Origin of the sequence: Pseudomonas sp. LH1G9 (assembly GCF_002949975.1) — a bacterium.
Lineage (GTDB): Bacteria > Pseudomonadota > Gammaproteobacteria > Pseudomonadales > Pseudomonadaceae > Aquipseudomonas > Aquipseudomonas veronii.
The window spans coordinates 1284276-1302775 of the sequence record NZ_CP026880.1 but is presented as its reverse complement, the minus strand read 5'-3'; the positions used below and the strand labels follow the sequence as shown (position 1 = coordinate 1302775).

The window sequence follows — 18500 nt, the reverse complement described above, 5'->3', positions numbered from 1 at the left end:
TCAGGCCTTCCCGACCTTTGCGGCCAATTCAAGGAAACGATCCACGTACCAGTGAGGCTGCGTCTCGCGGGGGCATTGAGGGCTGGTGAGGTTCTTGCCGTAGGCCATGCCCTTCTCGGTCACAGACCAGAAGTCCACCATTTCCTGCTTGGAGTTTTTGCGCTGAAGGACTTTGAGGAAGCCGTGAGCCTCCAGTGCAATGTTGAAGGCGCGCGCGGTGCTGGCGATGGCGTGTTCTTTGATAAGGACGGTGATTGCCTTGGTCGGCATCGAAGACCCGCCAGCGGCATCTGGCGCGGCGTCCACGGCATAGCCTGGGAGGAACTTGGCATCCAGGCCGTTGTTGGCGGCGATCTTGGCCAGCATCATCATCTTGCTGGAGGGCGCCGGCTTCAGCAGGCGATCGAAGCATTCCAGAATGGCGAGTTCGCCAATGACCTTGGAGTTGTTCGTCTCCAGGACGGTGTAAGAGCCGGTCTTTCGAATGGTCGGCAGCACCTGGCCCACAACCCATTCCTCAAACTGCTCGGCAGCGGGTAGCTTGGATTTCATCACCAGACGGTAGAGATCGCGCTCAGGGATGATTTGCACAGCACGGACCTGACCTCCCATTTCGGTATGGCAGGTATTGACCGCTTTGCAGTGAGTATTGATCGCCTTCGACGTGTTGGAGTAGCCCAGGGCTTCGGCGATGTCCTTGGCGATGAACCATGGCTCCCCGTGACCGTCGTCAATTACGCGGACGGGGAAGCCGTGGAAGTCGAAAGGTGTCACTGGTTTAATCCGCGCCACGTTTTCAGATTGCGGAAAACGTGGCGCGAGATCTGTAGCGCTATTGATATGTGGCTGGGTTTGCATATAATCGGCCTCACAAAGTGTTATCGAATCAGCCACCCTCGACCGGTGGCTTTTTTTTTGCTTGGGTTTTCGGGGGCTCTCATTTACTAGTGGTCCGGTAAAACCCCTGATTTGAATGTCGCTTTCGGCTCAAGCTGAAAATCGTTTTAAAACTGGCCTCGCGTTACGCTAAAAAAACCGCGCATGCGCGGGAATTCAGGAAACAGATTTCAGGTTCCGCTGGGTCGAAGCGAGCAACTGCTCAGCCTTGCGCCCCAGTTCCCCCGCCTTCGCTTCAACCTGACGGCACTGCTTGGCAAACGCAGGCAGGTGCGGCAGGTCCTGCTCGCACATCACTTGGTCGTCAAACACTTCGCTGCCGGTGTCGATCACGTCACCCAGGGCGCGGATCAGCGCGCCGAAACTTTTGTTCGCGCATTGATCGCTGGTCATCTGGCGGGCGCCAGTCAGGCCGTGGCGGCTCGCCAGCTCGTTGATACAGTGGTCGCGGAATTCAGGCTCGAGGGCGTTCACCCAGGACTCTTCCAGCCAGGACGGCATTTCCTGATCGCCCGACAGCCAGCGCTGTACGCGCTTGAGCCAGCGGCCGGTGCCCTTGATGAATTCGCCTACGTCATTCAGGCGGGCCAGCTCTTCAAAGTCCGGGACTTTGGCATCTTGGATTTTCTTGGCAGGTACACTTAGATAGATCTCACGGCTCAGTGCCTGGGCGAAATCGTCTTGGCTCAGGCTGGTGCGCGCGATCTGGTTTGCAGCATGGGCGACCAGCACCTGATCACGGGTTTGTACGGTGTGTCTGGAACTGGACGTTTGCATGGGGACTGCTCTCTTCTAATCTGGCTTCAATGGAACGGCGGACAGGGATGTTAGGCGGCGGATTGAGCCCCCTTCTGGCGCATGCATAGCTCGCGGGCAGTGATTTTTCCGCCGGTCAACTCTTCTGCTTTGAAAGCCTTTTCGGCGCGCATCGGGTGAATCCCGGCAACCCAGTACGAAACTGCGGCTTGAGAAACGTCGAGCGCTAAAGCGGTTTTGGTTTGCCCGCCGAAGAAGTCGACGAGCCTTTCGATAGGGGTCATAAGAGCGCCCTCCTGATAAGCCTGCTTATATCCTAAGTAGAAGGAAACTTATTTGCAAGCCGATAAGGGAACTTATAAATTTCAGCTGATGAGCACACTCGCCGAACGAATCAAAACCGCACGCAACCACGCCAAGCTGACGCAGAAGGCGCTCGCCTTAAAAGTGGGTGTTGAGCAACCGGTAATCTCCCAGCTGGAGACCGGAAAGAACCTTCAAAGCGCTCACCTACCGAAGATCGCCCATGTGTGTGGTGTGAACGCTATTTGGCTCTCCGAAAATACCGGGCCAATGACAGGTGTGAGCGCTGCCGAGTCAAACATCTCCATCGCCGCCCAACCCACAAAATCATTCCGCTATCCAGTAATCAGCTGGGTAGCCGCCGGCGCCTGGGCGGAGGCTGTTGAGCCCTACCCAGCCGGATTCTCGGACAGCTATGAGTTTTCGGAGTACGACTCCAAGGGCACAGCGTTTTGGCTAAAGGTGAAAGGCGACTCGATGACGGCGCCTGCAGGCCAGAGTGTCACCGAGGGCACCCTGATCCTAGTCGATACCGAAGCCGAGGTTGCGCCAGGTAAGCTGGTCGTGGCCAAGCTGCGGGACAGCAACGAAGCGACATTCAAGAAGCTCGTGAGCGACGGCGGCCGGCTGTTCCTGAAGCCGCTGAACCCAAGCTACCCAATCGAAGCGGTCGACGAGAACTGTCGGATCGTTGGGGTCGTCGTGCAGGCACTGCAGAAGTTTTACTGATGCCCTCCGCCCTTGGAAAGCCGTCGACCTCATGGCGAGAGCAGAGCTTCTGGAGCAAGGTCGGGGTCATTGCTTGGCTGGCGGTGCTTATGATGATCCCCGGCTACTCCGACGCGGCCGGGCTTGGCTGGGGTTCAAACCGCAAGCGGGTCTTCAGCCCTGGCTTCGTTGTGCTCTGCGTTTTCGTGGCTGCGTTTGAGCTGATAGCGCTGAACCACTTCTATGGCGTTCGGATGAGGTGAGAGCGGGAAGGATTGTGCGGGGCAAGCCCGAGTAAGCCAACAATTTCAAGGAGCAGCAATGCACAAAGACACCTGGCTAGACGAATGTCGCCAGTGGTGCCGCCGGATAAAGTTTCTATCTGAAGATGTGGAGTGGTCAGAAAAACCCTCTCACAGCGGATGGCTTGAAGCTACCAGCATGCTGCTGGATGATCGTCGCGTAACCATTCCGCATCTGTACTTCAAAGGCGAATTCCAGCCTGGAAGAATGGGCGAGCGCGTTAGTTATGGGCTCATGTACCGGGAGGGCAAGGAAAAGCGCCGCGTCTTCATGCTTGAGGTCTGGCCAGAGCATGAGCGATCCCATAGAGAAAAAGGAATGGACATGTTCGGACCTCATCTTCATCTTGGTGATGAGCGCTTGGCTCAGGTGACGAAAAAGGTCCGATCGTCGATCAGTGGCGCCACCGAACGAAGGTGGGTTGAGCGATTTGTGCGACACGCTAGAATCATGAGCAACAGTGGTCGTTCAATATCGACTCCTTTCGATGACGATCTATTTGGGTGAGGGTATGTGCAGCATTGGATGCGGAGATTTCTTCTCAAAATCGGGGTGGCATTGCCAAACCGTTAATGTAGGTAGCGGTCCAGCTACTTACATCAGCACGCCTATAACATTGCCAGGAGGCAAACCCCTCGATTTCTACTTGATCAAGCGCGGAAACCATATCGAGTTTACCGATGACGGGATAACGATCTTCGCGCTTCGCTCGCTTGGATACGCTCTTGGCGACAAGAGAAACTGGAAAGGCCTTGAGAATCTCGGCGTCCGTCACGGTTTTGTGCTGACCAGTGCGGGAGCTTTTGAAAGCGTTTTCCCTGAGGGCGATCTCGATATTTGGGGAGCGAAGATTCTCCGGCTTATGGCGGCAATCGCTACCTGGGAGGAAGACAGGTTCTCCGAGGGAGATGCCGACTTCTCATTGACTGAAGAGGTTGAGATGCTGCTTCGGGCTAAAGACCCGGAACGGAAGCTGCTTAGGAATGCAGCTCTCCGGGTCGGTAAGATTGACGTCACCTTCGATTTCTTGTGGGGAGACACATATGTTGATGCTGTCGCTCCGGTGCAACAGTCAATCAATGCTCGGCTTAGGAAGGCCGTGATCATCAATAAATCCGAAGAGCCAGTTGACGTATTGTTCATCGTTGATGACCGGGATAAAAAACAAAAAGCCGAGGATGAAATCAATGTTCTCGGCGGACTCTCCCCAACGATATTGTTCAGCGATTTCCAGGCGCATTATAGTTCCGCTGTTCACTGACGCCAGCCCGGCCCCGCGCCGGGCCGGGCTTCTTGTATCTGCCCTTCCCTGCTCCACCAATGGTGGCTGTACGCCACGAATGGTAAAGTGCCTGATCTGCTCAATGGATTAGGTTTTTGATATGGATAATGGAAACCCAGCAGCTGCATTCCTGCTCTTGGCGATCAGCTTCGTCATCTATTTTTTTCCAACGTTTATTGCCTCCTACCGCAAGCACGTCAATGGAACCTCCATCTTTCTGGTGAATCTGTTCCTAGGCTGGACGTTTCTGGGCTGGGTGGTCGCCTTAGTGTGGGCATCGTCGGCAAACACGGAGAAGTCAGCAGAAAAAAGCACCCCTGCTCCGCCCCTATCAGATGATCGCGCCTGCCCTTACTGCGCCGAGACAATCAAGAATGCTGCCATCAAGTGCAAGCACTGCGGTGCCGATGTTGAGCCTGTTAAGTCGCCCCGCCTGAAGCAAGGCTGGGTAGCGTTTACCGCCTGCCACGACAAGGAAGAACAGGAACGCACCATGGACGCCATAGCGATGGCAGGACTCCCTGTTGTGTCGATGATCGGCCTTGCTGTAGGTGCCGGCCCCTACGAGACCAAGGATGAAGCGAAACGGGCACTGGCCGCCCTGCGAGATGGTCCGCGCCTATTTAGTGAGATCGTCTACAGGGACTCGGTCAGCGGCAAGTACGCCCCCATTACAGACTGACACCTCAAGGTCGCCAGAGCCCGCCCAGAGCGGGCTTTTTCATGCCCCTTGCAAAGCACCTGCGCGAATTATTTACACGTCCCGAAATGGCATTTCAATTCCTCCTTGCCATTATGCGGCGGCACAAATACTGTATATACATACAGTTATGGTAAGGAATGCCACATGTCTCGCCCTGCTTTTTCTACCTCGCAAATGACCTCTTCCTACGAAGCCACAGGTCGGCGCCTGCAAGCGCTGATTGCCGCGCCAGGCGTTCAAAAGGTGCAGGCGGTGACGGTGGCGAGGCTGGATCACGAAAGCCCTGAGGACTGGAAACGACTGCTTGATGAGATCAGTGAAACCGCCGGTGTCCGGATTGAGCACTTGGAAGGTGGCGCAGTCAGGATCGGCTGGCGCGAGTACTGCGACGTGTAAATGAGCCCGCCACTGAGCGGGCTTTTTATCGCCTGCAGAAAAATATATAAGCACACTTATTGACGCATCAAATAAGCTGACTTATATTTCATCTCAAGCCAGCAGCGAAAGCTGCGCCGCTCTTTAGCGACACCCCTTGCCGGATCACCACCGGCCCAGATTCAAAGGCAGCGATGAACCGGCCTAAACGGTTCAGAGGGTTGGCAACTGACCCGGGCGTGCAGCGTAAAGCGCCAAGAACAGTTATCCAGCGGGAGAACAAGCCGAAAGGCCCGCGGCTGGACGAACATTTGATTCAAGCCGGTGACCGACGCCAGTAGCGGGTCACGGCCAGCTCCAAAAGATTTGAATTAGCGATCCCGATAGCCTCGGCTGGGAACGCCGGACCTCATGCACCCTGCCCCAATCAATCGGGCATTCAGAGCTGTAGCGTGCATGTTGTAAGGACCTGTGATCCACGGCGAACAGATGCTGTTTGACGCCGTGAGGAGGAAGCTCGCCGCCCACCCCGGCCAGCCCTGCAATCAGCAGCGGGCAACGGGCCACACCGCTGACGCAACGAACCCAGGCCGTCGCCAGTAGCGGGCCTGGGTGTTTTACCGGGCTTCAAACAGCGAGGTTACTGACGCAGGTAAGCAAACATGTGCTGTACATAATCGGCTTTCCCGAGAGGTACACCGTTATGGCGCAAGATGTTGTAAGCCGTAACCAGGTGAAAGTAGAACTGTGGAGTAGCCCAGTTCACAGCGTATTCGCTGCCGGTCATATCGAAGGCCATGCCATTTGGTAACTCAATAGCGATTTGACGCTCAGCCCCTTCCTCTATTTGAGCGCGGTCCGCTGAATCAAGAACAGCCAAAGTGCGTTCGATTAGCTCCTTCGCTGCCGCCAAGTTTTCCGGAGGAGTGAGCGAGCCAACCGGCCGCTGTGTAAGTCGCTGCACCGCCTCCTGGGCTTGAGTGCAAGCGTACTGAATTTGCCGGGCCAGATCGTGCATATCAGGTGCTAGTCGAGCGCCAAGCAGAATTTGCGGGTCATAACCGCGCTCCAAAGCGGCGGCCTCGCCCTTAGACAAAAGAGCCGATAACGCTCGCAGCATTTGCGCAAAACAGGGGATGGTAACTGAGTACACCGACATATCTTTTCCCTAAGTAGTCATTCATAGCGGGCAAAAGGATCAGCCTTTCTCCCGAACAGCGGCTTGAATCCTAGCAGACTGTTGACCTTCTTCTGCCAACACTCCCGCAGCCGCCCTTCCCCCGCCTCTATTACGTCAGCACTCCTCCCCCGCGCCCATCGGCAACCAGCGGGAGGCATGAGTGTTGACGAATACAGGTGAACCAAGTCCACGGAGTCATTCATGAGCGAGCAAAGAAAGCCATATCCACGGTCGGCAGACAACGCTGACCAAATGAATCTGCCCGAGGGCAAGACCTGCGGCGACTGCGTGCATTGCCGCCGCTGCACGCTGATGTTCGGCCACATCCCTGCTGATGAGGCTTGCGACTGGAGCCCGTCGCGCTTTCGTGAAGCCCTGCCAGCCACCGCCTAACCCCAAATACTGGAGGTCTCCATGAGCAATTGGATCAAGTGCAGCGACCGGCTACCGCCAGAAGGCGAGAAGCGCGATTACCTGTGCCTGTTCGAGTACGGGCAGATGCAGGTCACTGAGTGGCTGTACGACAAAACTCTCGGATGGTGCTTCTGGTACGGCGATCCAAGTCACTGGATGCCGCTCCCACCTCTTCCCACTGAATAACGCCATCCTGGAGGCGACCATGCACCACAGCATCCAATCGCGCCGCGACATCGTCGACGGCCTGCATCAGCGCTCCCGTATCGCCACTGCCGAGTTCTACCGGCTGATTGGGCGACCTGAGCCGGCGGTCACCTTCCGGATGATGGTGAAGCCTGCAGGCCGCGACTTCTTCCATGTGGTGGACAGCCGTACCGGCAAGGTCATCGGGTTCCGCCGCAACCACAACGAAGCCTGCGCCCTCGCTCGGCGCCTGGAGTGCCTACATGCCGACCAGTTACGCGGATAGCGCTCAGGCCCGGGAATCCGACAGGCGCTGGGACTTGCCGAACTTTGGGAAGCAGCAGCACGCTGACCTGTTCCATGAGTACACAGCAGAGGACTTGGCAGGACGCGAGGAGCACCGACTCAAAGAGCGCGCCAGCCTCAAGCTGCGCATTGGGCTGGCGATGGCGCAGATGGAGGCGATCTGTCTGCCGGCAGGAGGCGATCAATGAACGCTACTCAGCGGGACCACCTAAACGCCGTGAACTGGATCGAGGGAGAGATCGAAAACATGATTCTCGAACTTGGCAAGCCAAACGCCAGTGCGGCGGCCACATCATGCGTCACCCTCGCTTTCATGCTGCGGGTTATCGACGAAAACGAACACCGGCACTTCCGGGCACTCATCGACAAGATTTACGCCGACTACAACGCATCGCTCGTTTCTGCCGCCTGACGGCACAACCCAACCCCACTACTTTCAATGCTGCGCCAGGCGCGGCGAGGGATAGTCATGTCCAAAAATACCAAACAAGCACACGCACAAGAACCGCTCGAAATGAACGAAGCTGAAGGCGCGCAAAAAAACCTATCCCCTACGGTAGCGGTCACCGACATCGCCGAGTATCGGCCGCACGAAGAACAGATCGTTCGCCTGGAGACCACCTACGCGAAGCTGGTCGTTGACTGCTCGACGAGTGAGGGCTTGGCGAATGCGAAGGAAGTTCGCGTCGATATCCGCGATGTGCGCTACGCCCTGGATAAGACCACCAAAACCGCATTGGTGCCATATCAGCAGAAGGTCAAAGAAGCTCAGGCTCGCGTCAATCAAGTCAAGGAATTCGGTGAAACACTCAGGACTCGTGTGCTGACAATTGAAGAGCCTGTCGATGAAGCGATCAAGGCCGAAGAAAAGCGTATAGCTGATGCCAAGGCAGAGCGCGAGCGTGTCGAGGCTGAGCGTGTCGAAGCCATCCGGGCAAAAATTACTCGTTTCAGTTCTGTCGCCGCCGCCTATGCAAGCCGCAGCGCCGCAGACGTCTCCAGCATTTTGCAGGGTGTCAAAGAGTCGGTGATCCTGCCCGAAGAATATGGCGAATTTGAAGCCGAAGGCACCATCGCTCGCGACAACGCCATTGAGCAACTGGAAGCGCTGTTCAAGTCTGCCGCTGAGCGAGAAGAAGCTGCTGCTAAGTTGCTGGCCCAGCAGAAAGAACTAGATGAATTGCGCGAGAAACAACGCATCGCCGACGCCGAAGCCGAGGAGCTACGTAAGCAGCGAGCTGAGGAAGACCGCAAGCGGTTGAAGCAGCAGCAGGACGAACTGGACCAGCAGCGCCGCGATATGGAGGCACAGCAACGCCAGCAGCGTGAACAGCAGGAAGAGCAACAACGCCAGCAGCGCGAGCGCGAAGCCCAGTATCAGCGAGACCAGGAAGAACTTGCCCGCCTGCGCGCCCAGGCTACCGCGCCTGCGCCAGTGGCCGCTGTCACTGCCACTCCGGCTGAAACCGCCCCTGTTGCCGTAGTCGCCGTCTCCGTTGAATCCATCGACGTGGACCCGACCACTCCCCCGGCTGACGACATTGTCGAGGTTGTAGCGCTCGGCTTCGACGTGACTATCGACACTGCTCGCGATTGGCTGCGGGCCACCCGCTTCTAACCATCCTTTCCATCTGCCGGCCGACCCACTCCACGTCGGCCACGGAGAGCGCAATGACCGATACAGACACCCAAGCACAAACCGGCCTCGCCACTTATCACGATCCATCGCACAACGCGGCCGCGCTCATCCTCGACCCAGGCACCATGCGGTCGATGAGCGACCTCGCGCTGATGATGTCGAAGGGAGTGACAACCGTCCCGAAACACCTTAAGGGGAACCAAGCCGACTGCATGGCGGTGGTGCTTCAAGCAATGCAGTGGCAAATGAACCCCTTCGCTGTGGCGCAGAAAACGTTCATCGTCAACGGCGGCGCATTGAGCTACGAGGCGCAGCTTGTTAACGCAGTGATCACCGCCAAGGCGCCAGTCAAAGGTCGATTGAACTTTGAATGGTTCGGCGCTTGGGAAAACGTCATCGGGAAGATGCGCGAAGTTACCAGTAAGACCAAGAAGGATGAGGACACTGGCGAGTTTAAAAAATATCGCGTTCCCGCCTGGAGCTTTGACGATGAAAAAGGGCTCGGCATCAAGGTTTGGGCGACCTTTCGGGGCGAAGACGAGCCACGCACTCTGGAGCTTCTGCTGACCCAGGTCCGCACGCGCAACTCTACGCTTTGGGCGGAAGACCCCAAACAACAGATCGCCTACTTGGTGACCAAGAAGTGGGCACGCCTCTTCTGTCCTGACGTGATCCTTGGCGTTTATACGCCCGATGAATTCGAGGATTCATACGGCGGCGAGATTGATATCACTCCAACAAAACAAGCCGCAAACAGCGCTGCCGCCGCTGGCGTTTCGTTTGGCCCCAAATCCCCATCGCCTGAAATAGACGGCGTATTCGCAGACCTCCTGGTCGTTGCAAGGCAGCAGGACATCGACGCCTACGCGGCCGCCTGGGCAGGTCTCAAGCCGAAGCAGCGCGCAGCGATCGGCCTGGAATGCCACGAAGCCCTAAAAAGCTTGGCGGCTACCGTCGATGCCGACTTTACCGACATAACGGGCCCCAGCGGTGACCAGTCCCATTCAGAGGAGGCTGCGTAGTGAGAGCGGAGCTTCAGGGCACAGAAAAGTGGCGTGCGGACCGATCTGGGCGCGTGACAGCCAGCCGCTTTAAAGACGTGATGGCCTGGGGGAAGCCTGACAAAAATGGTAAGCGCGAGCCTATGGGCGCACGCACGTCATACATGCGTGAGCTGTGCTTCGAGCGGCTGGCAAAGAAGTCCAAGCACAACGTCAGCAGCGCCTCTTTAAAGTGGGGCCACACCGAAGAGCAAAAGGCACAAGACGCCTACGAGATGCTGACGGGCAACATCGTCATACCGTCAGAGTTCATCGTCCACCCAAAGTACGACTGGCTTGGATGTTCGCCAGACGGCCTTATCAGCGATGACGGGGGCACCGAATCGAAGTGCCCCTTCAACGAAGCGATACACGTCAGAACTTGGCTCGAAGGCATGCCCGAGGAACACATGCCGCAGGTCCAAGGCTGCATGTTCGTTACGGGCCGAAAATGGTGGGACTTCCTGTCCTTTGATTCTCGCCAAGATGAAGAGTGTCAGCTCTATATCGAGACGATTTACCGCGATGAGGACTACATCGCCAACCTGCACAAAGAGCTGGTCCAGTTCAACTTGGAACTGAATCGCATGGTTGATGAGGTAGCGGACAAAGCTCGGGCGCAGGCCCATCGCTTAGGAGCCTGATAATGATCAGCAACCTAAAATCAGACATCGAATTTCGGCGTGCGAAAGCCCTGGAGCTTTCCTTTCAGGTCCAGCAACACCTGGCAGCAGGTGGGAAATACACCATCGGTAAAAGCCCGGTGATTAATCCAGACCCCGCCAAGCGTTCGGAAAAGATTGACCCCGAAACCATCCTGAAGCGCCGCAAGCCCCCTATTTCAAGGGCCGAGCGTAATGCTCTGCGCAAACTCGCGGAGGCATTATGAGCAAGCGCAAGGCACACAACCTCCAGGCGCGCATCGCCCGGTCGTGCCGCTCACTGCTGGCCTCCAATCACGTCGCCGTGGTGAACATCGGCCCCAGCGGTCGCCAGGGCATGATCAATTACAAGTCGCTCAAGAACATCGCGCCCGGGAAGATTGGCCAGGCCGTCTGCGGCATTCCCCACCGGTGGACGATCTACCTCAGCGCGCTTTGCATCGACGCCCGCGGCGACCGGTACAGCAAGTCGGTGGAGGTAGCGCCCGATGGCGTTTACCTCTCGGACCACCTGGAAGACATGATCGAGCATTGCTACAAGAAGCTGCGCGACGAGGCCAATCAAAGCCAGATGGTGGCTTCGGGCTGGATTGCCATCCCGGAAGCGATATCTCTGGACGAGGCGCACGCAGCGCGGATATTCGAAGCCGTCGGCGCCTGGCACCAGGTGAAGGTCGATTCATGCGCCGCATAGCCCGCATCCAGCAACGCAAACGTCAAACCTGGCTCGCACTGCCGGCCAGCGGAATAGAAGAGGTAGGCCATGGCCATGGATCAACAAACGCGGTCAGCAAAGAGCGCGGCGAAACGCAAGGAGCGCGGCGAGGAAGAATTACGGCACCGTGTGCGTCAGGGCGAAAAGCAGATGCTTGCCGATCTAATGGCCTGGACTGAGGACACCGAGCAGGCGTCCGTGATGGCCGGATCTCTGCGCTACGTTCACTCGCTTGGCCCGGACGGAGCAAGAGAGGCGCTTCGTTCGCGCCACAAAATCGAAGTTAACGAAAACGTGGCGGAAGAACTCTACGCCATTGGCCAACGCCAAGCATCACGGCTCGACGCCGAAGAAGCATAACCCACCCTACTCGCTGCATCCGGAACCCGGAGGGCGGCGCCTGACTGGAGATAATCCATGAGTACCATTCCACCGCGCCCTAAGGCTGACAAAGCAATGATCCTCGCGGCCTGTACCGTTGTAGCCGAGAAGATCAACGGAGACGCCGAAACTATTGCCCAGCACTACCGCCGCCACATGGACGGCTTTGAACTAGCAAAGGAACTCGACAAGTATGCGTCATGGGACACCACGCGGGATGATATGGAGGCGCTGGACGAGGTCGACTATCTCGTAGATCGCGCCGAGGATATGGCAGTGAAGGCATGGGCTGAAGAGTTCAAGCCAGAGCCACCACTTCCTATTGGCACAAGGGTAAAGCAAGGCGTGATCACGCGAATCTATGAGCACACCCCGGCCGTGTACTGCGTCAAAGAAGACGGCTGCACCAACGACACCCGCAGCCTGCTGATCAAGTTCGAAGACGCCGTAGCCGCCTGAGCCAACGCCCTTCCGGTCACCCGTAATACCCCATATCAACGAATCACGCCAGCCGGCGAGGGTCCCGCATGCTCACAGCAATTGACTTATTTTCTGGTTTCGGTGGATGGACGCGCGGCGGCAAGGATGCCGGGCTCAATGTTCTCTGGGCTGCAAACCATTGGCCTGAGGCGGTCGAGTGACACACACGAAACAACCCGGAGACCATCCACGCCTGTCAGGATCTGCATCAGGCGAACTGGGCGGACGTGCCGAAGCACGATGTCATGCTCGCCTCGCCGTGCTGCCAAGGCCACACGAAGGCTCGCGGCAAGGCTGCAGGAAACCCTCAGCACGACAACTCGCGATCGACAGCCTGGGCACCGGTACAGAACGCCGAGGTCAACCGGCCGGAATTCGCAGTGATCGAGAACGTGCCGGAATTCATGGACTGGATTCTGTACCCGGCGTGGGCTGACGCGATGCAGCGACTGGGTTACGCACTGGCGCCACACATCGTGGACTGCGCAGATCTCGGCGTGCCTCAGCACCGCGTGCGCTTATTCATGGTCTGCTCGCGCAGCAAGGCCCCGCTGCACTTGCAATTGCCCCGCTACCAGCATGTGCCGGCCCGCGAGATTATCGACTTCGACGCCGGCAAATGGTCGCCGATCAACAAGCCAGGCCGCGCCGCATCGACACTTACCCGCGTGAAGAATGGTCGCGAGCGTTTCGGTGATCGTTTCGTGATGCCCTACTACGGGTCAGGCTCTGGCCTCACCGGTCGAAGTCTTGACCGCCCGATCGGCACCATCACCACGCTGGACCGCTGGGCCGTAGTCGACGGCGACATGATGCGGATGATCAGCGCTGACGAGGCCATGGCTGCTCAGTCTTTTCCCAAAGACACTCTTCGCCCGGACAACCACAAGCTGACCATGCACATGACTGGCAACGCGGTGCCGCCGCTGGCCGGACAACGAATCATAGAAGTGCTCAAATCAGCAGCTTGATGCCCCCACGCCTGTTGCGCCGAAGTGGACGGCCATAAAGGTTATGCGAGTTTAGGCTTTAAATATTGCTCAATACCTGCAACGCAGCGATTGAAGTTCTGCCGAAACTCATCACCATCATCGCCCAACTTGTCGAAGATGATCTTAGGCTTGTCCTTTATAACGTCCCAATAAGTTCTGCGATAATCCTCATCTTCCCGGGGATCCGACGCCATTAGCCAATATTCAACATATAGCAAGAAATCATGCTGCATACTAAATAACGGCTTGAAGAGCTCGCCCAACTCCTTCCCCCAGAGCGCTTCACTTTCAAGCAGAGTCGCATGAATAGGGGCGCGCGCAGCGAACATCGCGTCGAACCTTTTTTGGTAGCCGCTGCATTTGCGTAAGTAGCTTTTTTCGCGAAAAGTCAGATCTGCTTCCTCTTCAGGCTTTAGCTCCAGCTCAGAACCCATCATCGCTGGCGAGCGGGCGCGCTCAACTGACTCTCTGTACTTGTAGAGCTCAATTAAGGCCTTACGCGCCAGCTCATGATGAGTAGTCCCTCTGAGCTGTCTCTTCCATGTTGCCAGTCCTTCGATACCAACATAAAAAGCTAGTCCAACACCTAAGGCGCTCGCGATCGTACCAAGGATAGAGAACGCGTCTTTGGTCAACGACCAGTCAACATCTGTCAGCGCCAAACAAAAAGACATTCTTTTCCTCCCAAAAAGACAACCAATATACCGGCGAGGTACCCCCATGCCCACAGAAAACAAACCGGCCGAGCCGCTGAAGGTTGAGCGCTCGACTGTAACGAAGCTGGTGATCACCGGCGCGCCACGGCTAGACCCGATCACCGTGTTCCTCGAGGACTTCGGCCGGCGCGACTGCCCGACCGAATCCGATCCGAACTACCAGACCGCCCAGGGCAAGATCACCATCAACTGCTGGGACAACAGTTGGAACGCTTACTGGGGAGGCATGGGCCCGCGCACCGTTGCCGAGTTCGTCACTAACTGCGGTTGGGACTATGTCCTGAATTGCCTGGATCGTGGAATCAGCTCAACCGTGTTCAGCGGAGACGCGCTGCACACCCTGGCCAAGAAGTGCATCGTCCAGCGCCGCCGGCAACAGACCGGGCGACATGACTGGGAGCTGGGCGAACTGAGCAAGGATGAGGCGCGCGAGCTTTGGCACGACATCGACTCATTGCGCACTATCGAGAGCCCTAACGAATGCTGGCACCAGAGCAGATTGTTGACCGAGCTGTTCGGTGAGGAATGGCACTACCCGCTCGACGGCAAGGCTGTCGAAGAAAACCACAAGTTCACGTACCTGCGTCGGGTTGTGGAGGCAGTGCAGCAGGCGCTGCGCCAGGAACAGCAGGCCGGCATGGCGGTTGTGAATGCCCATGATCTAGTAACGAGGGACAAGAAGTTAGATCAGGTCTGATCTGTCAATGGAGAGTTCGGGGGAGTTGAGGAACGAAATCCAGTCATCAAAAGCGGATTTTTGGTCTTTCACCGCATCTTCCCATTCTGGACCGGTCACCTTTTTTGAAGCGACCAAGACCATCATCTTAGTTGTCGTAGCGTCAAGCTCAACAAGCAGCTTTTGAGAATCAAACCGGAAATCATCAATATGGCTCATGCAATAGCCTTGCGACGGGTCTCTCCGGAAACTCCGTGTTTTATTCCCGTCCTGCAGATGACCTAGGCTGACAGCGTTAATTCAATTTACTGAACCATTTGGATCGGCGCACCGCTGCCCTTAATAGTTTTCAATCCCCCTCCCCCTTCAAAGTCAGCCGCTATAGCGGCAAGGACGAAGTCATGCCTAAAGAAATTGCAATCCGCCTCAATCGCGCGGCGCGAGACGTGGTCGCCGAACGTCAGCGCCAAGTTTCAGCCGAAGGCTATTCGCTGTACCGCGACGATCTTTACGTGAATGGCGAGCTCGCCGAAGCCGGCGCGACCTACGCAAGTCTTGCGGGAAAGCCGACCACGCGCAGTACGGCATGGCCCTGGAAGCAGGAGACGTGCAAGCCAAGCGCTGATCGGCGTCGCGACATGGTCAAGGCAGCAGCCCTGCTCCTGGCAGAGATTGAGCGCTTGGATCGAATCGGCCTGATAAATCACCGACTGGTGCGGCGGGACGAAAACGGAATGTTCCAACACCCCGACATGCCGGACTTTGAAGAGGGTGATGGCGATAAGTGCAAGGCCTGGATCGCTGAGCAGGGTCTGAAAGTTCAGATGGTGAGCCTTGAATATGCAGATGAAGCGATTGCCACCCGCTACTTCGAATCCCACGACCCTGATTGCAGCTACTGGGAGCCTGAGCGCCCTGATGGTCAAGGCTGGTTCTGCTTGGCCATCCATGACACCGACGACGGCCCGGTCTGCTGGTGGGCGCGCCGCGAGGTGACGCCATGATCGCCACCCTCTGGTTCGCCTACGCCTTCATCTACAAGGGGCCGATGCCATGAATAACAGAATCGTTTGCCAGTTTAGTTGCGGTGCGGCTTCAGCGGTGGCCACTAAGCTGGCTCTGGCCGAATTTGGCACAACCCACGATGTGCAAATAATCAACGCCTACCTGGCCAATGAGCACGACGACAACCGCCGATTTGCCCAAGACTGCGAAGCATGGTTCGGGCGGCCCATTACGGTGCTCCGAGACGACAAGTACGGCGCCGACATCCTCCAGGTATTTCACCGCGAGCGGTTCATGAAGGGGCGAAACGGCGCGCCCTGCACCAAGTTGTTGAAACGGCGCCTGCTCGACACCTGGAAGCAGCCGGGAGACGTGATGGTGTTCGGTTACACCGCCGAAGAGGTTGACCGCCTTGAGGACTTTCGTGACCGAAACCCAGATCGGCCGGTCGTTGCACCGTTGATTGATGCAGGGTTAGGGAAAGAGGACTGCAAGGCAATGGTTCTGCGCGCAGGAATAGAGCTGCCGCTTATGTACCGGCTGGGCTACGACAACGCGAACTGCATCGGCTGCGTGAAGGGTGGCGAGGGGTATTTCCGGGCGATCCGCCAAGACTTCCCGGATCAGTTTGAAGCGCTGTGTCAGGTGCAGGACGACCTCGGCGAGGGTTCATACCTGTTTCGCAATCGCACCACCAACGTGCGGTTTTCCCTCCGCGAACTGGGCGAAGGCCCGGTGCGTCGTAACGAGAAAATCCCGTCCTGCTCATTCTTCTGCGAGATGGCAGAGGCCGACCTCGCCGGCACACCCTAACCCCAATCCCCCTACATGCCTGCCGGTGAGCGGCGGGCGAGGTATCCCTATGTCTGCAATTCTTGAGCGTTTCCACCGAGTAGCAAACGACGCGCTGGTCAAAATCAGCGAAACCCTTTGGCCTGGCGCGAAAATCGCCCTGGTCATCTACACCCCCGGCAAGCCAGAAGAAGAAGTCGTCTTGAAGGATCAGGGCCTGGTCGACGACGAAGTAGTCAGCACGCTCCGCCGGCGTGGCCTGAGCATCGACGGCGACAACGCCTACAAGCGCGATCTGTGCGACTCGATTGTCGGAGCCCTGGCCATGGGAGCCCAAAACACCAACCCGCCACCGGCAGATCACTGGGGCCAGCGCTTCTGGGATATCGGCAGGGAGGAGCGCGCAATGCAGGAAGAGCTGCTCGAAAGCCTATCCAACTTGGTCGGCCTGACGAAACTCGGCGCCGCCAGGCTCGACAAGTACCACGCAGCCCTTGCCCACGCCGAAGCGGTAATCGCCAAAGCCACCCGCTAACCCACCTTCTGCCGCCCAGCGCGGCAAGGACACCCCATGGAAATGCAAAGCGAAACCCTTGCCGAGGAAGAGCTGGCAGCGATCACAGGCTACATGATCCCGTCCGGCCAGATCGCGTGGCTCAACCGGAATGGCTGGAAGTACGTACTGACCCGGGCAAGGCGCCCGGTAGTCGGCCGGGTCTACGCCCGCATGAAACTGGCAGGCGTGAAACCATCAGCAGAAAACGTCGCGGCCGAGGCCTGGTCGCTGGATTTGTCACGGGTAGGATGAAGAGATGCGAGCAAAAAAGGCGGCAAACAGGGATCTGCCGCCGCGAATGATTCGGCGTGTGCGCACGTTGAAAGGCGGTAAAGAGTGGGTTGGGTACTACTACGACGGGAGGAATGAAGACGGGAAGCGGGTGGAAATACCGCTCGGGGGTGATTTGGATATCGCCAAGGCTGAATGGGCAAAGCTCGATTGCAAGCCAGTGCCAAAGAAGAACGCTCTGCTGGGCCAGGTATTCGACCGCTACGAGCGAGAGATCATCCCCGGCAAAGCGCCGAAGACGCAGAGCGATAACCTGCTGAGCTTGAAGCAATTGCGCAAAGCCTTCAGCGATGCGCCCATTGACGCGGTGACGCCGCAGGTCATAGCCCAATATCGGGACGGGCGGAGCGCCAAGGTACGAGCCAACCGCGAGATCTCCCTGCTTTCGCACATCTATAACATCGCACGCGAGTGGGGGATCACCGATAGCAACCCGGCCGCCGGCGTGCGGAAGAACAAGGAAGTACCGCGGGACTTTTATGCAACCGAGGAAATCTGGAGCGCCGTGTATGCGGTCGCGACCTCGGAGTTGCGCGACGCCATGGACCTGGCTTATTTGACTGGCCAGCGCCCCGCGGACGTGCTTTCGATGCGGGAAACAGACGCGGTTAACGAGTTCCTGCAGGTTGCCCAGGGCAAAACTTCCAAAAAGCTACGAATCCGCCTGACTGCCGCCGGAGTTTTGAATGACTTAGGCACACTAGTGGAGCGGTTGATAGAGCAGAGGCGTTCCCGCGGCGTGCGGAGCCCGTACCTGATTGTCACGGAGGATGGGCGACAGGTGACCAAGCCGATGCTGCGATTGCGCTTTGACGACGCCAGGGACCGGGCGATAGCGACAGCCCGCGAGAAAGGAGACGGGATTCTTGCTGCGAGCATTCGTCAGTTCCAATTCCGCGATATCCGACCGAAAGCCGCCAGCGAGATCCTCGACCTGGGTGATGCCAGCCGCCTCCTGGGGCACACGGATAAGCGCATCACGGAGACGGTCTACAGACGCGTTGGCGAGATCGTGAAGCCGACTCGCTGATCTCAAATCTGGCTGAGTTGCGGAAACCGCCTGAAATGATGCGGAAACGATCAGATGTTTCACTATCAGCATTCCTGAACGCCAGAAACGCAAAAGCCCCGCTTTCGCGGGG

At 57.5% G+C, this 18500-nt stretch carries 31 protein-coding genes; 25 read left to right on the top strand and 6 right to left on the bottom strand.

The window, feature by feature from the left end; translation table 11 throughout:
- The 3 genes from C5F70_RS06245 to C5F70_RS06235 form a co-directional block, all read right to left on the bottom strand.
- Window positions 1-858: a Bro-N domain-containing protein gene (locus C5F70_RS06245; RefSeq protein WP_177410548.1), complete on the bottom strand. Its 858-nt coding sequence runs from the start codon at window positions 856-858 to the stop codon at window positions 1-3.
- Between the two features lie 195 nt (window positions 859-1053).
- The gene (locus tag C5F70_RS06240) at window positions 1054-1674 is read right to left on the bottom strand and encodes a hypothetical protein (protein ID WP_104902909.1); all 621 of its coding nucleotides are present in this window, start codon (window positions 1672-1674) and stop codon (window positions 1054-1056) included.
- 50 nt (window positions 1675-1724) lie between these two features.
- Window positions 1725-1937, bottom strand: coding sequence for a Cro/CI family transcriptional regulator (locus C5F70_RS06235; RefSeq protein WP_104902908.1), 213 nt, complete (start codon window positions 1935-1937; stop codon window positions 1725-1727).
- An 88-nt stretch (window positions 1938-2025) separates the two neighbouring features.
- Between C5F70_RS06235 and C5F70_RS06230 the strand changes: the two genes are divergently transcribed.
- The 6 genes from C5F70_RS06230 (at window position 2026) to C5F70_RS06200 (ending at window position 5348) form a co-directional block, all read left to right on the top strand.
- Window positions 2026-2685 (top strand): S24 family peptidase, encoded by a 660-nt coding sequence (locus C5F70_RS06230; RefSeq protein WP_104904535.1) that lies wholly within the window; start codon window positions 2026-2028, stop codon window positions 2683-2685.
- Complete coding sequence (locus C5F70_RS06225) at window positions 2685-2927, top strand: hypothetical protein (RefSeq protein ID WP_104902907.1); 243 nt, start codon at window positions 2685-2687, stop codon at window positions 2925-2927. The genes C5F70_RS06230 and C5F70_RS06225 overlap by 1 nt, the downstream gene beginning before the upstream one ends.
- Window positions 2928-2985: 58 nt before the next feature.
- Complete coding sequence (locus tag C5F70_RS30495) at window positions 2986-3474, top strand: hypothetical protein (RefSeq protein WP_158683838.1); 489 nt, start codon at window positions 2986-2988, stop codon at window positions 3472-3474.
- Window positions 3455-4228, top strand: a complete 774-nt coding sequence (locus C5F70_RS06215) for a DUF1828 domain-containing protein (protein ID WP_177410547.1) — start codon at window positions 3455-3457, stop codon at window positions 4226-4228. The genes C5F70_RS30495 and C5F70_RS06215 overlap by 20 nt, the downstream gene beginning before the upstream one ends.
- Before the next feature lie 121 nt (window positions 4229-4349).
- A complete protein-coding gene (locus C5F70_RS30870) occupies window positions 4350-4931 on the top strand; it encodes a superinfection immunity protein (protein WP_218276642.1) in 582 nt (193 codons plus the stop codon).
- 165 nt (window positions 4932-5096) lie between these two features.
- On the top strand, window positions 5097-5348 hold the full coding sequence (locus C5F70_RS06200; RefSeq protein ID WP_104902905.1) for a DUF1654 domain-containing protein: 252 nt from the start codon (window positions 5097-5099) through the stop codon (window positions 5346-5348).
- A gap of 619 nt (window positions 5349-5967) precedes the next feature.
- On the opposite strand, the gene C5F70_RS06195 is transcribed toward C5F70_RS06200, so the two are convergent.
- Entirely contained in the window at window positions 5968-6486 is a 519-nt protein-coding gene (locus C5F70_RS06195; RefSeq protein ID WP_104902904.1) for a DUF1993 family protein, read from the bottom strand.
- 222 nt (window positions 6487-6708) lie between these two features.
- Between C5F70_RS06195 and C5F70_RS06190 the strand changes: the two genes are divergently transcribed.
- The 13 genes from C5F70_RS06190 (at window position 6709) to C5F70_RS06130 (ending at window position 13301) form a co-directional block, all read left to right on the top strand.
- Entirely contained in the window at window positions 6709-6900 is a 192-nt protein-coding gene (locus C5F70_RS06190) for a hypothetical protein (RefSeq protein ID WP_082107739.1), read from the top strand.
- Window positions 6901-6921: 21 nt separating this feature from the next.
- Complete coding sequence (locus C5F70_RS06185) at window positions 6922-7107, top strand: DUF551 domain-containing protein (RefSeq protein WP_079444362.1); 186 nt, start codon at window positions 6922-6924, stop codon at window positions 7105-7107.
- A 19-nt stretch (window positions 7108-7126) separates the two neighbouring features.
- Window positions 7127-7393, top strand: coding sequence for a hypothetical protein (locus tag C5F70_RS06180; protein WP_104902903.1), 267 nt, complete (start codon window positions 7127-7129; stop codon window positions 7391-7393).
- Complete coding sequence (locus tag C5F70_RS06175) at window positions 7371-7601, top strand: hypothetical protein (protein WP_104902902.1); 231 nt, start codon at window positions 7371-7373, stop codon at window positions 7599-7601. The genes C5F70_RS06180 and C5F70_RS06175 overlap by 23 nt, the downstream gene beginning before the upstream one ends.
- Complete coding sequence (locus tag C5F70_RS06170) at window positions 7598-7825, top strand: hypothetical protein (protein WP_046382947.1); 228 nt, start codon at window positions 7598-7600, stop codon at window positions 7823-7825. Before C5F70_RS06175 ends, C5F70_RS06170 begins: the two co-directional genes overlap by 4 nt.
- Window positions 7826-7882: 57 nt before the next feature.
- On the top strand, window positions 7883-9031 hold the full coding sequence (locus C5F70_RS06165) for a hypothetical protein (protein ID WP_256588364.1): 1149 nt from the start codon (window positions 7883-7885) through the stop codon (window positions 9029-9031).
- 53 nt (window positions 9032-9084) lie between these two features.
- Window positions 9085-10074: a RecT family recombinase gene (locus tag C5F70_RS06160; protein ID WP_104902901.1), complete on the top strand. Its 990-nt coding sequence runs from the start codon at window positions 9085-9087 to the stop codon at window positions 10072-10074.
- Window positions 10074-10736: a lambda exonuclease family protein gene (locus C5F70_RS06155; protein ID WP_104902900.1), complete on the top strand. Its 663-nt coding sequence runs from the start codon at window positions 10074-10076 to the stop codon at window positions 10734-10736. Before C5F70_RS06160 ends, C5F70_RS06155 begins: the two co-directional genes overlap by 1 nt.
- Window positions 10737-10738: 2 nt before the next feature.
- Window positions 10739-10981 carry a hypothetical protein gene (locus tag C5F70_RS06150; RefSeq protein ID WP_046382944.1) on the top strand — a complete coding sequence of 81 codons (243 nt, stop codon included), beginning with the start codon at window positions 10739-10741 and terminating at the stop codon, window positions 10979-10981.
- Window positions 10978-11448, top strand: a complete 471-nt coding sequence (locus C5F70_RS06145; RefSeq protein ID WP_104902899.1) for a hypothetical protein — start codon at window positions 10978-10980, stop codon at window positions 11446-11448. Before C5F70_RS06150 ends, C5F70_RS06145 begins: the two co-directional genes overlap by 4 nt.
- Before the next feature lie 69 nt (window positions 11449-11517).
- Window positions 11518-11829 (top strand): hypothetical protein, encoded by a 312-nt coding sequence (locus tag C5F70_RS06140; protein ID WP_104902898.1) that lies wholly within the window; start codon window positions 11518-11520, stop codon window positions 11827-11829.
- A 57-nt stretch (window positions 11830-11886) separates the two neighbouring features.
- Window positions 11887-12309 carry a hypothetical protein gene (locus C5F70_RS06135; protein ID WP_104902897.1) on the top strand — a complete coding sequence of 141 codons (423 nt, stop codon included), beginning with the start codon at window positions 11887-11889 and terminating at the stop codon, window positions 12307-12309.
- A 206-nt stretch (window positions 12310-12515) separates the two neighbouring features.
- On the top strand, window positions 12516-13301 hold the full coding sequence (locus tag C5F70_RS06130) for a DNA cytosine methyltransferase (protein WP_256588425.1): 786 nt from the start codon (window positions 12516-12518) through the stop codon (window positions 13299-13301).
- Window positions 13302-13342: 41 nt separating this feature from the next.
- Here C5F70_RS06130 and C5F70_RS06125 read toward each other — a convergent pair whose 3' ends face one another.
- On the bottom strand, window positions 13343-13996 hold the full coding sequence (locus C5F70_RS06125) for a hypothetical protein (protein WP_104902896.1): 654 nt from the start codon (window positions 13994-13996) through the stop codon (window positions 13343-13345).
- A gap of 46 nt (window positions 13997-14042) precedes the next feature.
- Here C5F70_RS06125 and C5F70_RS06120 point away from each other — a divergent pair, with 46 nt between their 5' ends.
- Window positions 14043-14735 (top strand): hypothetical protein, encoded by a 693-nt coding sequence (locus C5F70_RS06120; RefSeq protein ID WP_104902895.1) that lies wholly within the window; start codon window positions 14043-14045, stop codon window positions 14733-14735.
- On the opposite strand, the gene C5F70_RS06115 is transcribed toward C5F70_RS06120, so the two are convergent.
- Complete coding sequence (locus C5F70_RS06115) at window positions 14721-14933, bottom strand: hypothetical protein (RefSeq protein ID WP_017848206.1); 213 nt, start codon at window positions 14931-14933, stop codon at window positions 14721-14723. The genes C5F70_RS06120 and C5F70_RS06115 overlap by 15 nt on opposite strands.
- A gap of 515 nt (window positions 14934-15448) precedes the next feature.
- On the opposite strand from C5F70_RS06115, the gene C5F70_RS06110 reads away from it, so the two are divergent.
- From C5F70_RS06110 to C5F70_RS06090, 5 genes are read left to right on the top strand one after another with little or no spacing between them, the layout of a single operon-like run.
- A complete protein-coding gene (locus C5F70_RS06110) occupies window positions 15449-15718 on the top strand; it encodes a hypothetical protein (protein WP_104904532.1) in 270 nt (89 codons plus the stop codon).
- A 49-nt stretch (window positions 15719-15767) separates the two neighbouring features.
- Window positions 15768-16532 carry a hypothetical protein gene (locus C5F70_RS06105; protein WP_104902894.1) on the top strand — a complete coding sequence of 255 codons (765 nt, stop codon included), beginning with the start codon at window positions 15768-15770 and terminating at the stop codon, window positions 16530-16532.
- Window positions 16533-16581: 49 nt separating this feature from the next.
- Window positions 16582-17046, top strand: a complete 465-nt coding sequence (locus C5F70_RS06100; protein ID WP_104902893.1) for a hypothetical protein — start codon at window positions 16582-16584, stop codon at window positions 17044-17046.
- A 36-nt stretch (window positions 17047-17082) separates the two neighbouring features.
- Window positions 17083-17319: a DUF4224 domain-containing protein gene (locus C5F70_RS06095; RefSeq protein WP_058425430.1), complete on the top strand. Its 237-nt coding sequence runs from the start codon at window positions 17083-17085 to the stop codon at window positions 17317-17319.
- A gap of 4 nt (window positions 17320-17323) precedes the next feature.
- Window positions 17324-18388 carry a tyrosine-type recombinase/integrase gene (locus C5F70_RS06090; protein WP_104902892.1) on the top strand — a complete coding sequence of 355 codons (1065 nt, stop codon included), beginning with the start codon at window positions 17324-17326 and terminating at the stop codon, window positions 18386-18388.
- Window positions 18389-18500: the final 112 nt, after the last annotated feature.

Coding starts and splice junctions, on each gene's coding strand:
- C5F70_RS06245 (WP_177410548.1), bottom strand. CDS start 858: ATGCAAACCCAGCCACATATCAATAGCGCTACAGATCTCGCGCCACGT.
- C5F70_RS06240 (WP_104902909.1), bottom strand. CDS start 1,674: ATGCAAACGTCCAGTTCCAGACACACCGTACAAACCCGTGATCAGGTG.
- C5F70_RS06235 (WP_104902908.1), bottom strand. CDS start 1,937: ATGACCCCTATCGAAAGGCTCGTCGACTTCTTCGGCGGGCAAACCAAA.
- C5F70_RS06230 (WP_104904535.1), top strand. CDS start 2,026: ATGAGCACACTCGCCGAACGAATCAAAACCGCACGCAACCACGCCAAG.
- C5F70_RS06225 (WP_104902907.1), top strand. CDS start 2,685: ATGCCCTCCGCCCTTGGAAAGCCGTCGACCTCATGGCGAGAGCAGAGC.
- C5F70_RS30495 (WP_158683838.1), top strand. CDS start 2,986: ATGCACAAAGACACCTGGCTAGACGAATGTCGCCAGTGGTGCCGCCGG.
- C5F70_RS06215 (WP_177410547.1), top strand. CDS start 3,455: ATGACGATCTATTTGGGTGAGGGTATGTGCAGCATTGGATGCGGAGAT.
- C5F70_RS30870 (WP_218276642.1), top strand. CDS start 4,350: ATGGATAATGGAAACCCAGCAGCTGCATTCCTGCTCTTGGCGATCAGC.
- C5F70_RS06200 (WP_104902905.1), top strand. CDS start 5,097: ATGTCTCGCCCTGCTTTTTCTACCTCGCAAATGACCTCTTCCTACGAA.
- C5F70_RS06195 (WP_104902904.1), bottom strand. CDS start 6,486: ATGTCGGTGTACTCAGTTACCATCCCCTGTTTTGCGCAAATGCTGCGA.
- C5F70_RS06190 (WP_082107739.1), top strand. CDS start 6,709: ATGAGCGAGCAAAGAAAGCCATATCCACGGTCGGCAGACAACGCTGAC.
- C5F70_RS06185 (WP_079444362.1), top strand. CDS start 6,922: ATGAGCAATTGGATCAAGTGCAGCGACCGGCTACCGCCAGAAGGCGAG.
- C5F70_RS06180 (WP_104902903.1), top strand. CDS start 7,127: ATGCACCACAGCATCCAATCGCGCCGCGACATCGTCGACGGCCTGCAT.
- C5F70_RS06175 (WP_104902902.1), top strand. CDS start 7,371: ATGCCGACCAGTTACGCGGATAGCGCTCAGGCCCGGGAATCCGACAGG.
- C5F70_RS06170 (WP_046382947.1), top strand. CDS start 7,598: ATGAACGCTACTCAGCGGGACCACCTAAACGCCGTGAACTGGATCGAG.
- C5F70_RS06165 (WP_256588364.1), top strand. CDS start 7,883: ATGTCCAAAAATACCAAACAAGCACACGCACAAGAACCGCTCGAAATG.
- C5F70_RS06160 (WP_104902901.1), top strand. CDS start 9,085: ATGACCGATACAGACACCCAAGCACAAACCGGCCTCGCCACTTATCAC.
- C5F70_RS06150 (WP_046382944.1), top strand. CDS start 10,739: ATGATCAGCAACCTAAAATCAGACATCGAATTTCGGCGTGCGAAAGCC.
- C5F70_RS06145 (WP_104902899.1), top strand. CDS start 10,978: ATGAGCAAGCGCAAGGCACACAACCTCCAGGCGCGCATCGCCCGGTCG.
- C5F70_RS06140 (WP_104902898.1), top strand. CDS start 11,518: ATGGCCATGGATCAACAAACGCGGTCAGCAAAGAGCGCGGCGAAACGC.
- C5F70_RS06135 (WP_104902897.1), top strand. CDS start 11,887: ATGAGTACCATTCCACCGCGCCCTAAGGCTGACAAAGCAATGATCCTC.
- C5F70_RS06125 (WP_104902896.1), bottom strand. CDS start 13,996: ATGTCTTTTTGTTTGGCGCTGACAGATGTTGACTGGTCGTTGACCAAA.
- C5F70_RS06120 (WP_104902895.1), top strand. CDS start 14,043: ATGCCCACAGAAAACAAACCGGCCGAGCCGCTGAAGGTTGAGCGCTCG.
- C5F70_RS06115 (WP_017848206.1), bottom strand. CDS start 14,933: ATGAGCCATATTGATGATTTCCGGTTTGATTCTCAAAAGCTGCTTGTT.
- C5F70_RS06110 (WP_104904532.1), top strand. CDS start 15,449: ATGTTCCAACACCCCGACATGCCGGACTTTGAAGAGGGTGATGGCGAT.
- C5F70_RS06105 (WP_104902894.1), top strand. CDS start 15,768: ATGAATAACAGAATCGTTTGCCAGTTTAGTTGCGGTGCGGCTTCAGCG.
- C5F70_RS06100 (WP_104902893.1), top strand. CDS start 16,582: ATGTCTGCAATTCTTGAGCGTTTCCACCGAGTAGCAAACGACGCGCTG.
- C5F70_RS06095 (WP_058425430.1), top strand. CDS start 17,083: ATGGAAATGCAAAGCGAAACCCTTGCCGAGGAAGAGCTGGCAGCGATC.
- C5F70_RS06090 (WP_104902892.1), top strand. CDS start 17,324: ATGCGAGCAAAAAAGGCGGCAAACAGGGATCTGCCGCCGCGAATGATT.